Annotated in this window: 12 protein-coding genes and 1 tRNA gene; 8 read left to right on the forward strand and 5 right to left on the reverse strand. The window is 68.2% G+C overall.

Going from position 1 to position 12,817, the window contains the following annotated elements:
• Positions 1-57: 57 nt before the first annotated feature.
• Both E5A74_RS04135 and E5A74_RS04140 read right to left on the reverse strand, forming a co-directional pair.
• On the reverse strand, positions 58-381 hold the full coding sequence (locus E5A74_RS04135) for a DUF2218 domain-containing protein (RefSeq protein WP_135982961.1): 324 nt from the start codon (positions 379-381) through the stop codon (positions 58-60).
• Positions 382-457: 76 nt separating this feature from the next.
• The gene (locus E5A74_RS04140) at positions 458-1,063 is read right to left on the reverse strand and encodes a PadR family transcriptional regulator (protein WP_135982962.1); all 606 of its coding nucleotides are present in this window, start codon (positions 1,061-1,063) and stop codon (positions 458-460) included.
• Positions 1,064-1,223: 160 nt separating this feature from the next.
• Here E5A74_RS04140 and E5A74_RS04145 point away from each other — a divergent pair, with 160 nt between their 5' ends.
• The 4 genes from E5A74_RS04145 (at position 1,224) to E5A74_RS04160 (ending at position 3,833) form a co-directional block, all read left to right on the forward strand.
• Positions 1,224-2,543 carry a replication-associated recombination protein A gene (locus E5A74_RS04145; protein WP_135982963.1) on the forward strand — a complete coding sequence of 440 codons (1,320 nt, stop codon included), beginning with the start codon at positions 1,224-1,226 and terminating at the stop codon, positions 2,541-2,543.
• A complete protein-coding gene (locus E5A74_RS04150) occupies positions 2,536-2,883 on the forward strand; it encodes a hypothetical protein (RefSeq protein WP_135982964.1) in 348 nt (115 codons plus the stop codon). Before E5A74_RS04145 ends, E5A74_RS04150 begins: the two co-directional genes overlap by 8 nt.
• Positions 2,826-3,740, forward strand: coding sequence for a hypothetical protein (locus E5A74_RS04155; RefSeq protein WP_240699633.1), 915 nt, complete (start codon positions 2,826-2,828; stop codon positions 3,738-3,740). The genes E5A74_RS04150 and E5A74_RS04155 overlap by 58 nt, the downstream gene beginning before the upstream one ends.
• A gap of 17 nt (positions 3,741-3,757) precedes the next feature.
• Positions 3,758-3,833: transfer RNA gene (locus E5A74_RS04160), tRNA-Thr, on the forward strand.
• Between the two features lie 57 nt (positions 3,834-3,890).
• On the opposite strand, the gene E5A74_RS04165 is transcribed toward E5A74_RS04160, so the two are convergent.
• The gene (locus tag E5A74_RS04165) at positions 3,891-4,601 is read right to left on the reverse strand and encodes a LytR/AlgR family response regulator transcription factor (protein WP_135982965.1); all 711 of its coding nucleotides are present in this window, start codon (positions 4,599-4,601) and stop codon (positions 3,891-3,893) included.
• Entirely contained in the window at positions 4,598-6,280 is a 1,683-nt protein-coding gene (locus E5A74_RS04170; RefSeq protein ID WP_135982966.1) for a histidine kinase, read from the reverse strand. Before E5A74_RS04170 ends, E5A74_RS04165 begins: the two co-directional genes overlap by 4 nt.
• 311 nt (positions 6,281-6,591) lie before the next feature.
• Between E5A74_RS04170 and E5A74_RS04175 the strand changes: the two genes are divergently transcribed.
• The 3 genes from E5A74_RS04175 to E5A74_RS04185 all read left to right on the forward strand — a co-directional run bounded on the left by E5A74_RS04175 (position 6,592) and on the right by E5A74_RS04185 (position 9,986).
• Positions 6,592-7,980, forward strand: a complete 1,389-nt coding sequence (locus tag E5A74_RS04175) for an alpha/beta fold hydrolase (RefSeq protein ID WP_135982967.1) — start codon at positions 6,592-6,594, stop codon at positions 7,978-7,980.
• Between the two features lie 138 nt (positions 7,981-8,118).
• Positions 8,119-9,225, forward strand: coding sequence for a sensor histidine kinase (locus E5A74_RS04180; RefSeq protein ID WP_166745591.1), 1,107 nt, complete (start codon positions 8,119-8,121; stop codon positions 9,223-9,225).
• Positions 9,222-9,986: a LytR/AlgR family response regulator transcription factor gene (locus E5A74_RS04185; RefSeq protein WP_135982969.1), complete on the forward strand. Its 765-nt coding sequence runs from the start codon at positions 9,222-9,224 to the stop codon at positions 9,984-9,986. The genes E5A74_RS04180 and E5A74_RS04185 overlap by 4 nt, the downstream gene beginning before the upstream one ends.
• A gap of 6 nt (positions 9,987-9,992) precedes the next feature.
• Here the strand turns inward: E5A74_RS04185 and E5A74_RS04190 are convergent, their stop codons facing one another.
• Entirely contained in the window at positions 9,993-10,862 is an 870-nt protein-coding gene (locus E5A74_RS04190; RefSeq protein ID WP_135982970.1) for a hypothetical protein, read from the reverse strand.
• Between E5A74_RS04190 and E5A74_RS04195 the strand changes: the two genes are divergently transcribed.
• A complete protein-coding gene (locus E5A74_RS04195) occupies positions 10,840-12,798 on the forward strand; it encodes a hypothetical protein (RefSeq protein ID WP_135982971.1) in 1,959 nt (652 codons plus the stop codon). The two genes, E5A74_RS04190 and E5A74_RS04195, sit on opposite strands and share 23 nt — an antisense overlap.
• Positions 12,799-12,817: the final 19 nt, after the last annotated feature.

Consider the following 12,817-nt stretch of genomic DNA (forward strand, 5'->3'; position numbering starts at 1 on the left):
GGAAGACGCGCGGTGAACTGCAATCCTCCCCCCGTCGCGAGGAAGGATTGTGAGAAGCTATTGCCAGTCGAAGGCGAGGGGCGCCTCGCGGAAGGCGAAGCGATCGAGATGGCGCGCGACGGCGCCCTTGAGCCCGTCGAGCTGCTCGCCGCTCGACGCGTCGATCCGCACCTCGAGCCCGGTCTCGGCGACGTTGAAGGTCACCACGGCGTCGCCCGGATGGCTGGCGCCGCGGGCATCGCGGGGGAAGATCACCGTGCCGTTCTCGGGGGTGAACTCGACCTGCAGATTATGCTCCCAATGCTTGCACAGCTGCTGGAGATATTTGCTCGCATGACCGGTCGGCACCAAGGCCGTCGCGCTCGCGGTGGTGATCGTCATGTCTCGTTCCTTTCCCGGCGGCGCCGATCCGGGCCCGAGCCCGAGCCGGCGCCGCAGCATCTCCAGTCGCGGCATTTCAGAGCCGCTCGATCTTCCGCGCGGCCTCGTCGAGAATGTCGGCGACGGCATGCAGCGTCTCGGCATCAACCTCCGAACCGCCCAGTCGCTCCTGCAGCACGGCGCGCAAATTGCCCATCGCACGGCGAATCGGGCCGCCGCTGGTGCGGGCCTGGTGCTCGCCGAGCGCCGCGAGCCGCGCGAACAGCGCCGCGACCTCGTCCGCTTTCGCCTTCAGCTCGGCGGTGCCGGCGTCGGTGATCGCGAACGCCTTGCGCGCGCCCTCGGCCTTCGCCTCGACCAGCCCCATATCGTCGAGCATGGTCAGCGTCGGGTAGATCACGCCGGGGCTCGGCGCATAGGCGCCGCCCGAGCGCTCCTCGATCTCGCGGATCAGATCATAGCCGTGGCGCGGCTGCTCCTCGATCAGCTTGAGCAGGAGCAGGCGGAGCTCGCTGCCGTCGAACATGCGCCGGCCGCGCCCGCCGCCGCGGCCGCCTTCGTGCATGCCGCCCCAGCCGCCCATGCCCCAGGGCCCGCCGCGGCCCCAGCCGCGCGGTCCGCCGTGCCGGCCGCCGCAATCATGGCCGCGCGCAGGGCGGCCGCCGTGAAATCCAAATCGCATCGTAAATCCTTTTATAGCGAGTCGCGATGCGTCTAAGATATATCTTGAATGGATTTACGCAAGCCCCTTCGCGCCGCCCCCCGCGGCGTTCGCCGGCGGCCCGGAATCGCAGCGTTCGCCGGGATGACGAAGGCGGCGCGAACGCCTATCTTTCCGCGAGATGCCCGATCTTTTCGCTACCGAAGAACAGCAGCAGCCCGGCGCGGCGCCCACCACCGGGCCGCTCGCCGATCGGCTGCGCCCGCAACAGCTCGACCAGGTGGTCGGGCAGGAGCATCTCACCGGCCCCGAGGGCGCGATCGGCCGGATGGTCGTCGCGGGGAAGCTGAGCTCGATCATCCTGTGGGGGCCGCCGGGCACCGGCAAGACCACGATCGCGCGGCTGCTCGCCGACGCCGTGGGCTTGCGCTTCGTCGCGATCTCGGCGGTGTTCTCGGGAGTCGCCGACCTCAAGAAAGTGTTCGCCGAGGCGCGCGAATATGCCCGGCTCGGCCGCAAGACCCTGCTCTTCGTCGACGAGATCCACCGCTTCAATCGCGCCCAGCAGGATGGCTTCCTGCCCTATGTCGAGGACGGCACGGTCACGCTGGTCGGCGCGACCACCGAGAACCCCAGCTTCGAGCTCAACGCCGCTTTGCTCAGCCGGGCGCAGGTGCTCATCCTCCAGCGGCTCGACCACCAGGCGCTGTGCAAGCTGCTCGACCGCGGCGAGGCGCTCGAGGGCCGCCCGCTGCCGCTGACCCCGGCGGCGCGCGATGCGCTGGTCGCCTCGGCGGACGGCGACGGGCGCTTCCTGCTCAACCAGGCCGAGACGCTGTTCTCGGTGCAGTTCGAGGCGCCGCTCGACCCGGCGGCGCTCGGCGATTTCCTCCAGCGCCGCGTCGCGGTCTACGACAAGGACCGCGAGGGCCATTACAATCTGATCTCGGCGCTGCACAAATCGATCCGCGGCAGCGATCCGCAGGCGGCGCTCTATTATCTCGCCCGGATGCTCACCGCCGGCGAGGAGCCGCTCTATGTGCTGCGCCGGCTCACCCGCGCCGCGGTCGAGGATATCGGGCTCGCCGATCCGAATGCGCTCGCCCAGTGCATCGCCGCCAAGGATAGCTACGACTTTCTCGGCTCACCCGAGGGCGAGCTGGCGATCGCGCAGGCCTGCCTCTATCTCGCCACCGCGCCCAAATCGAACGCGGCCTATGCGGCGCAGAAGGCGGCGTGGCGCTCGGCCAGGGAAACCGGCTCGCTGATGCCGCCGCAGAACATCCTCAACGCGCCGACCAAACTCATGAAGCAGATCGGCTATGGCAAGGGCTATAGCTATGACCATGACGCCGAGGACGGCTTCTCGGGCGACAATTACTGGCCCGAGGAGATGCCGCCGCAGACCTTTTACGAGCCGACCGACCGCGGCCACGAGAAGCGCATCGCCGAGCGCATGGCGTGGTGGAACGCAATGCGGGAGAAGAAGCGCGATGGATGACTGGGAAGACGCCTGCGCCTATGCCTGCGCCCTCCCCGAGGTGGTGATGGAGAGCTGGTGGGGAACGCCCTGCCCCAAGATCAACGGCAAGGGCCTGATGTCGCGCGCGCGGATCGAGGGCAGCTTCGCGCTGATGGTCACCGGCCCCGAAAAGGAGCTGCTGTTCGAGACCGATCCCGGGACTTTCTGGCAGACTGCGCACTACGCCAACTACCCGATGCTGCTGGTCCGCTACGGCACCGACAGCCGCGAGCGGATCGAACTCTACATCCAGCGCGCCTGGTGGGACCGCGCGAAGAAGCCGCAGCGGATCGCCGCGGGGATGGCGGAGCGGCCCTGAGCTTCACCGACTTCATCGCGATCGACTGGTCGGGACAGGCAGTCGAGCGACCGAGAGGGCTCGCGGTCGCGCAAGCCCGGGCGGGCAGCGCCGCGCCCGAACTGATCGACCGGCGCTGGTCGCGGCAGGACCTTCTCGAATGGCTCGCCGAACTCGCCGCGCGCGGCACCCGGGCGCTGATCGGCCTCGATCTCTCGCCCGCCTTCCCCTTTTGCGACGCGGGCGCCTATTTCCCCGGCTGGGCCGCCTCGCCGCCCGACGGCCCTGCGCTGTGGAAGCTGGTCGACACGCTCAGCGCCGACGATCCGCATCTCGCCGCGACCCGCTTCGTCAACCACCCCGACGCGCGGCGCCACTTCCGCCAGCGCGGCGATTGCGGCGACCTGTTCCCGCCCGGGCGCGGCCGCTTCCGGGTGTGCGAGCATGGCCAGGAGGCGATGCGCCTCTCCCCCTATAGCTGCTTCAACCTTGTCGGCGCCTCGCAGGTCGGCAAATCGAGCCTCACGGGCATGCGCGTGCTCCACCGGCTGCGCGGCACGATCGGGCTATGGCCGTTCGATCCGCTGCCCGAAAGCGGGCCGGTGCTCGTCGAGATCTACACCGCGCTGGCGGCGCGGCTTGCCGGCATGCGCAAGGGGGTGTCCAAGATCCGCGACGGCGAGACGCTCGACGCGCTGCTCGCGGCGTTCGGCTCGGCGCCGCACCGCCCGCTGCCGCGCCATGACGACCACGCCACCGATGCGATCCTCTCGGCCGCGTGGCTGCGCGTCGCCGCGACGCAGGCCGAACTATGGTCGCCCGCGCGGCTGACGCCCGATCTGGCACGCACGGAGGGCTGGACCTTCGGCGTTCCCTGACGCATGGGAAGCACCGCGCCGGGTTAGCTCAGCTGGTAGAGCAGCGGTTTTGTAAACCGAAGGTCGCGGGTTCGATCCCTGCACTCGGCACCACGCGAATCCCCGTGATTCGGCGCATGCCTGTCTTCGTGACCTTGTGCCGGCGGGGATTCACCTCCGGTCGCCGGGAAAGGATTGCTCGTCCAGCAAACGGTGCCCGACCGCCCGGAGCCGACGTCGGCTGACGGGTACCGTCTGGCCGCCTGCCATCCTGACCGCGATGCCCGCATCCTCACGGACGATCGCGGAAGCATGCGCGACGTTGACGATGTGCGAGCGGTGGACGCGAACGAAATTCGACGGGAGGCGCCGTTCGAGCAGGGCGAGGCTGCCGTCGTGGAGCAAGTGCCTGCCATCAACGGTCACCAGCTCGGCATAATCGTCCGCGGCCTCGATACGGACCAGATCGTCGCAATAGACGATCTCGGCGCGGCCGATGCTCCGCACGACGATCGTGGCACGCCGCGGCCCTGCGCCCGCCGCGGCGAGCCGGTCGAGTGCCCGGGCGAGCCGCGCGGGGACGATCGGCTTGGCCACGAAATCGAGCACCGCATGGTCGAAGGCCTCGAGCGAGCGATCGGCATATGCCGAGACCACCACGCAGGGCGTCCGCCCGACCGCGCGCATCACCTCGAACCCGTTGCTGCCGCCGAGATTGAGATCGAGCAGGACGCCGTCAAAGGCGGCGGCTTCGAGCTGTTCGATCGCGGCCGCGACATCGTCGACGCAGCACAATGAAGCGCGGTCCCCAAGGTGATCGCGGACCAGCCGGACCAGCCGGCGCATCGCGGACGCTTCGTCCTCGACCAGCAGCAGCCTCATGGCAGGGCGCCGGTGACGATGGTGGTGCGCCAGATATTGCCGCGCACGGCCCGCGCATCGACCGTGGCCGCGGCGCCGAACGCCGCAGCGATCTGGGCACCGATATAGGCGAGCCCCGTGCCCGTGCTCAGCGATCCGTCACCGCCGCGCAGGCTGGCGGGTGTCGTCAGCTCGAGCGAGCCGAGCACGGTCCGGGCGCGCACGATCTTCAACGAGAAGCTCGCGCCGTCGGCGTACCGGCCGTGCACCAGCGCGTTCTCGACCAGCGTGAGAAGGACGCCGGGCGGAATCTGGAGGTTGGCGGTGTCTCCATCAACATCGAGGCCGAGCCGGACGTCGGTGCGGAACGCCATCAATCTCAGATGGGCACGGCAAAGCTCGATCTCCTCGTCGAGCGCGATCAGCGGCTGGCTGGCGATCCGCGCGAGGGTGCGGAACTCGTCGCCGAGCAGTTCGATCATCTCGACCCCGGCTTTCGGATCACTCTCGACCCATTCGACCAGGCTGTTGAGCGTATTGAGCAGGAAATGCGGCGCGATGCTTTGCCGCAGCAGCGCGGTCTCCAGGCCCGCCGCGCGCATCGCCGCGATCGCCGCCTCGCGCTGGGCCTTCCTCAGCACAAGGATCTGGTCGGCGAACAGAATAACGGCCAGCCCTCCGAGCGTGAGATATAGCGCCCCGTCGAGGAAGTCCGGCTGGAGCGCCAGCAGGGTGATGAACGCCGCCAGCGCGGCCAGCAGAAGCTTGGCGCGTGGCCCCTTTTCGCCGTGCCGGAGGGCGGCAGTGGAGACGGCGGCGATCGCGCCCGACGCACCAAGCGCGAGGACCAGCATCGATCGCTTGTCCTCGGCGATCGGCAACAGCCACACGCTGACCATGGCCACCGCCCCGCCCGCCATCCACGCGGCCAGGCCATCGCGCCGATAATGCCATGCCGCATAGGCGAGCATCGCCATGCCGACCCCGCTCGCGCAGATCATGATGACGAGCAGACGCGGCCCCTGCCAGGGATATGGCAGGGGCAGGACCCCGCGGGACACCTCGACCGCCAATTGCGCCAGCGTTGCGGCCGACAGGGCAGCAAGCGCGAGCGAGCCCATGTTGCGGCGATCGGTGAACCACGCGCCGCCGAAGAAGATCGCGGCGATGGCGAAGATGCCGGCGGTCGCCAGGGCGGGGAGATAATAGCGCAGGAGCGGCGCCTGCGGCCCGGTATATTCCTCGATGTCGATCTGCACGACGGAGTGTCCGACGCGCCAGGGCTGGTGCCACGAGGAGAGGTGCGCGACCATGAGATTGTCGCCCGGCCGGAGAACAGGCGGCGCAAGCGGCCAGACCGCGTCGAACGTGCCCGGTATCTCGGTGGATGCATCGGCGCCCGGCCTGCCGTTCGCGCCGAGCCGCGTGCCGTTCCACCAGACCTCGCTCGCGGCCATCGCGGCGATCCTGAGACCGGGCAGTCGATCGGTCCGCGGGAGGCGAAAGGTTGCCCTGATCCAGACCGGCCCGTCCTGGCTGTCGATCGCGTCCAACGTCGTCCTGCGGCACGCCGGCCCGGTGAATTCCGGCGCAGTCCCGGCGGGGCCGGGGCACAGGATGACGTCGCGCACGTCGAGATCGTCTGCCCGAACGGGCGCCGCGAGGAGGAAGGCGAGAAGGATCGCTGCGAGCCGGATCATGACCCCGCCTTATAGAGCGAATTCCGCCATGGTCTTGCCGCTCGCCGGGCCGATCCCGCCGTTCGCCGATCGGACGCCGATACGCAGAGCGTAATCGCTAGAGTTCGGCCCTGCCCCGCCGATTGTTGCGGGGCGATACGGTCCCCAGGGACTTCCGATCCGGCCAGGGCCAGGATCAACGACAGGAAGGGCGACGAATGCGCAACCTCACTCGATCCCTTGCTCTCTGGCTTCTCGCGGCAAGCCCGTTGAGCGCGCAGCCACTATCCGCAGCAGCAGACAGATCCTCCGAATTGCTCCTCACACCGGGCATGGAAACCGCCTCGGACGGCACGCCCGTCCCTTACGAGATCGGCACGATCCGCGTTCCGGAAAACCGCTCGAAACCCGACAGCCGCAAGATTGGCGTCGGCGTGCTCCGCGTGAAGGCTCGGGTGGCGACCAAGGCACCGCCGATCTTCCTGCTGGTCGGCGGTCCCGGCCTCACCATGCTCGACACGATCGGCGACAAGAGCGCGTCCGCGCGGCGCCGGCTGCGCTACTGGCTGGACTATAGCGCGGGGGCGGACCTCGTCATCGTCGAGCAGCGCGGGTTCACGCCACGCGGCGACATGCTCAGGCTCAGCTATCCGGCGATGCCGCTGGATCGTCCGACCACCGTCGCCGACGACATCGCGGTGACCATGGCGCTCGCGAAAGCGGCCAGCGCCGGGAACCCGGGGCGCGACCTGGCCGGCTATACGATCGCCGAGTGCGCCGACGACGTCGACGCGGTACGGCGGGCACTCGGCTATCCGCGCATCTCGCTGCTGGGCGCCAGCTTCGGCTCGCAGTGGAGCTTCGCGGTGATGAAGCGTCATCCCGGCACCGTCGCACGCGCGCTCATCTCGGCGGTCGAGCCGCTCAACAACGGCTACGACATGCCCTCGCAGATCTACGCCGCCATGCAGCGGATCGCGTTCGAGGCCGAACGCGACAAGGCGCTGCAGCCTTACATCCCGGCCGGCGGATTGATGGCGGCCGCCCGCGCGGTTCGCGACCGGCTGGCGGCGGGCCCGATCGTCGTGACCGTTCGAGGGGAGGACGGCGGCACGCCGGTTGCCGTTACGCTCGGTCTCGGCGATTTTCAGCAATCGCTCGTCGGGCATGCCGCCACCGCTTCGGGCTGGCCCGCCTTCGTCATCGATCTCCACCAGGGACGCTTCGATCGCTGGGCGCGCGAAGTGATCGAGAGCCGCAAGGCGCGTGACACCGATCTGATCTCGCCGCTGATCGATACCGCCACCGGGATCAGCGCAGAGCGCGAGCGTCAGCTCCGTGCCGACCCCGCGCTCGACATCATCGGGCCGTGGAATTTCGCGACCTATCTGGCCTCGGCGGAAACCTGGCCGACCAGAGATCTCGGCGACGATTTCAGGCTGCCTGCAAGGGACGACACGCCGATCCTGTTCGTCCAGGGAGACTGGGACACCAATACGCCGATCGAGAATCTGTTCGGAATCCTGCCCTATTATCCCAAGGCCCGCACCATCATCGTGCATCGCGGCCAGCATGTCGGCACGCGGCAGTTGCTCCTCGACCGCCCGGACCTGTGGCGTTCCGCCATGCAGTTCCTGAGCGACGGCACGATGGCGGATCTTCCCGCCGAAGCCGAATTGGCGCCCATCCGGTTCGATCTGCCCAAGCATGCTTCTCGCTAGATCGGCCGGGCGAATGTTCTGCACGGTCACCAGCGGTCGCGGCCGTGGTCCCCTAAAGCCGGTGGAATCGCCGGAGCGCGCCCGTCAGGCGCGTTGAAGCAATAGCTACGCAGACCCGGTCAGGATATGGAACCTGCGATGAAGCCCAATACCGACATCCGGCAGGCCGCGACGCTGATCGCTGCGACCTGGATCCTGACGGCGATCTTCCTGACGATCCCCTTCCATCTGTTTCGGGGCGGCGCGGGGCTGAACCTGCTAATTTCGCTCCTGCATCTACTAACCGTCGGCTCGCTGCTTTCCTTCGGGGTCTATCTGGCGGTGCGCGCCGCGCGGCGGCGCAGCCGGTACGTGCGGTTCGCAGCGACGAGCGTCGCGGTAGTCCTTGCAGCCGCGGCGCTATCGATGTCGGAAGCGCTGATCTCCGAGATTCTCGACGCCTATTTTCCCGAGGGGGCACGCCCCGCCCCCTTCGCCTTCCGTGCCACCAATGCGTTCGCGGCGCTGATCTGGGAGTTCGCTCTCCTCGGCACCGCCTTCTCGCTTCTCGATGCCAACAACCTCGCCCGCGAGCGCGAGCGCGAACTTGCGCTCGCGCGGGAGAATGCCACGCGCGCCGAGGCGGCAGCGAGCGCCGCGCGGCTGGCGGCGCTCCGCTACCAGCTCAACCCGCATTTCCTCTTCAATACGCTCAACGCCATCTCCTCGCTCATCGTCACGCGCGACTATGGCCCCGCAGATGCGATGCTGGGCAAATTATCGGAATTCCTGCGCGCGACGCTCGCCGCCAATCCCGATGCCCTCATCCTGCTCGAGGACGAGCTGGCGACGTTGCAGCATTATCTCGAGATCGAGAGCGCGCGTTTCGGCGAGAGGCTCGAAGTTGCCTTTGTCTGCCCGTCCGACCTCAATGATGCTCTGGTGCCGAGCTTCGTGCTCCAGCCGCTGGTCGAGAACGCGATCAAATATGCCGTCGCGCCCTCGGCCGATCCCGTCGCGGTACGAGTCGAAGCGACCCGCGACGGCGACGATCTCGTGATATTCGTCGAAGACGACGGCGCGAGTGGCGACGCGCCTGCGAGGTCCGGAACCGGCGTCGGCATTCCCAACATACGTCAGCGGCTGCACACGCTCTATGGCAGCCGCGGCACGATCGAGACCACGAAGCGTGAACAGGGCTTCGTCTCGATCCTGCGCTTCCCGCTCACCCGCCGCGCCGCCCACAGGCCGGAGCAAGCGGCATGAACCGGCTCCGCGTGCTGCTGGTCGACGACGAGCCGCTGGCGCTGCGCAGGCTGGCGACGCTGTTCGCGGATATCGACGACACCGAGGTGGTCGGCACGGCGACCACGGGTCGCGAGGCCGAGGAGCGCATCGAGGCGCTCTGCCCCGACCTTGTCATGCTCGACATCTCGATGCCGCAAAAGAGCGGGCTGCGCGTCGCCTCGGATCTCGGGAGCGGGGAAAGGCCGGAGATCGTTTTCGTGACGGCCTTCGAGCAATATGCCCCGGACGCTTTCGAAGTCGAGGCGGCCGATTATCTGTTGAAGCCGGTGCGGTTCGATCGCCTGCGTCAGGCCGTCGAGCGCGCGCGGCGCCGCCGCGAGCAGCGCGACGCCGTCGACAGGCTGGCGGCGATGCCGCAGAGCGATGCTCCGGCGCGCGGGGAAGCGATCTGGATACAGGTTCCGACCGGGCAGATCCGCCTGCCGGTCGACCAGATCGAATGGATCGAGGCGGCGAAAGACTATGTGATGCTGCACACCGCCACGCGCAGCTATATCCACCGCATCTCGATGACCGCACTCGAGGTCTTGCTCGAATCGAGCGCCCTGATGCGCGTGCATCGCTCCACCTTCATTCGGCCCGCTCTGGTCGCCGGAGTTCAGCGTCTCGGCAGAGGGCTGATCGCGCTCGAGATGCGCGATGGCGCGGTGGTGCAGGTCGGTCCGAGCTATGTGAAAGCGGTGCTCGCGCGGCTGGGCCTCGCGCGCGAGCCTGCTTGACCGGCATCAGCGCCGGCTGAACGTCCAGCGGCTCGGGCCGCTGACGAGTTGCAGGGTGCGCCCTTCGAGCGTCATCCCATAGCGCTCGCTGGCCGCCGCGACTTTCCCGCTTCCCTGCTTGCCGCAGGAGGACCGCCAATTCTCGGTGCCGCCCGTAACGGCAAATACGAGGTCGCGGCCTTCGCTGCGGACATTCCCCTGCTTTATCTGCGAGCTGGTCCGCATGCAGCCGCCATCCTCGCCATGGCCGCGCGTGATCGTCCACTCGAAGCGTCCGTCAGGCGCGATAGCCAGCGTCATCGATCGCGTGACCTCCATCGGCACCGGCTCGGTGACGACCGCCGTGCGCGTCATCGAGCCATAGCCCACCGTTCCGCCCAGGCTGGTGCCCGTGCCCACGCCGACATTGGGTTGTAGCTTGATCCGGGGGACCAGCACGAGTTCCTTGCCCCGGCTCGATTGCGACCAGTTACCGGCGAGCGTCGCAGGCTCGGGCGACCGGCCGGAAAGCGCGAACACGCTCGCGGCGGCGGCTGTGGCGGCGAGCATGAATCCAGTGATGTGCAGCATGGGCCTGTCTCCTTTGATCATGCCCCCGCCTGGCGCATTGCCGGGCGACCGGCAGCCACGATGCGCTCGACCCGGTTGTGCGGTCGCCCGACCTGCATCGAAGCGGGTTCGCGCGGCTACGCGCCGCTCAAAGCCGGATTTGTCGCTTCGTCGGCCGGCTTCGTCGCGAACGGCGGGGTCAGTCTCGCGGCCGGCGAGCCCGGTATCAGAGCAGCGGCGCTCCTCTGCTCGCCGCGGCAAGCGCCTCGTCGACGGCAAGCATGCCAAGAAAAATGAGGAAACGATGCTCTCGCGTTCGATGTTCAAGCGCTCGCTCCTGCAGTCCGCGCTGCTGCTGGCGCCGCTTTCGGCGGCGATCACCGCGCCGGTCCCGGCGATCGCGCAAAAGGCGAAGATCGCGCCGGACAATTCGGTGATGGGCGTCCGCCTCCATGGCAAATGGCAGGACGACAAACACGAATATCACTTCACGCCGCTGCCAGGCGGCAAAGTCCAGTTCCGCCAGATCGTCCGCGAAACCGGCAGGGAATATGCGAACGGTATTCTCGAGCCCGCGCTGACGCAGGGCGCGATGATCGGCACGGTGCGCTACGTGCCCGTCAGCGGCTTTCCAGCCGACCGGGAGCTGAAAGCGTGGGTTGCCGACAACAACCGGCTCTGGATGAACGGCGCGAACGCCACGCCCGAACTGGTGCCTTTTTCGCGCATCGAGGAGGGGCGCGCCCAGCTTTCGGCGATGGTCTGGAAGGGTAAGTGGCAGACCAATCTCGGTCTGCTCGAAATCGCCACCGACGGCTTCAACTTCTTCGGCTGGATCACCCACGGCTCCGATCCGCGCAAGGAGCGCGTCGCCTTCAAGGGCGACGAAAAGACCGTCAGCGGCGCGTGGGATTCCGAGTTCGACGTCACCGGAACGTGGATCCACAAGCCCGCCCGCTGGGGCGACCTGACCCTGACGCTTTCCGCCGATGCCAACAGCTTCACCGGCACCTACAGCGCCAACAAGGCTGGCGCGCTGGGCATGCAGGAGTTCGGCTTCCGGGGCGAGCGGGTCGACAAGCTTCCTGGCGCGGGACAGCCACAGACGCCGCGCGAGCCGACCGTACCGGCCGTCCCCGATGCTTTTCCGGCAGCGGAGAAGGATCAGGAAACCGTAGACTTCGTCCGGCTGACCGGACGATGGAACTCCACTCTTGGCACCATCGAGATCATGGGTGGCTCGCCGGAGTCTCCCAACGGGAGTGCCCGCTTGTCCGGACGGTTCACGCCCGACTCCGGCAAGGCGTCGAGCTTTGTTGTCCGACCGGCTGGGGGCGAGCTCATCGGCCAGGGGGGCCAGGACAGCGGCGGCGAGCGACGCTTCAAGGCGCGGCTGATCGACGATCGAACGCTCGAGCTCTCCGTCACCGAAGGTGCGCCGTTCAGCGGCCGGATGGTGCTGACCGCATCGCGGGTGGACGACAGCTCTCCGGCCGCATCGCTGTCCGGCGACTGGGAGACCAGCCTCGGCAGAATGACTCTCCGCGTGGAAGGCGCGCATCTGACCGGCACCGTGATACCCGACCACGGTGCATCCGAGGGCCGCATACTCGTGGCGATGCACCATTTTGACGGCATGCGGCGGGGCGCGGAGTTGGGAGGGGCGTGGAAGGCCGCGATCGTCGGCGTGGAAGGCGCGGGAACGCTTCGCCTCGACCCGTCGGCGGATGGCAAGAGCTTCAGCGGCAGCTATACGCGCATGGTGGCGGGCAAGCCGGTCGAGCAAGGCTGGTCCGGACGCAAGATCGTGGCGCAGACGCCCGCCCCGACGCCCGCTCCGGCTTCCGTCTCGGACCCGCGCCCGGCGCCGGCGCCATCCGCGCCGACGCCGGGATCGGAGACCGAAGCGCCGGCCGGCGACTATCAGCCGCTCGGCAAATGGGACGTGCGTCTCGATCGCGTCGAGAACCCGCGCGACGACCGGCTGACCCATGTTTATCTGACGCTCCGCAATCCGGGCACGCGCGACCTGCTGCAGACCGAGGATGTCTGGGTCTATCTCGAAGCCGGCGGAGTGGAGCAGAGAAGCGGTCAGGGCCTGCGCGCGGAGCCCGGTTACCCGAAGCTTTTCGGATCGCCCCCGCCGGTTGTGCGCGCGGGCAAGGAGATCCGCACCAAATTCGTCTTCGACCGCCAGAATGGCGGCGGGCCCATGACCCTCACGATCGAAGAGGGCGGCAAGCAGGCCGTCTACGACTTCTGAAATCTCTCAGGCAGGAAAT

Origin of the sequence: Sphingomonas naasensis (assembly GCF_004792695.1) — a bacterium.
Lineage (GTDB): Bacteria > Pseudomonadota > Alphaproteobacteria > Sphingomonadales > Sphingomonadaceae > Sphingomonas > Sphingomonas naasensis.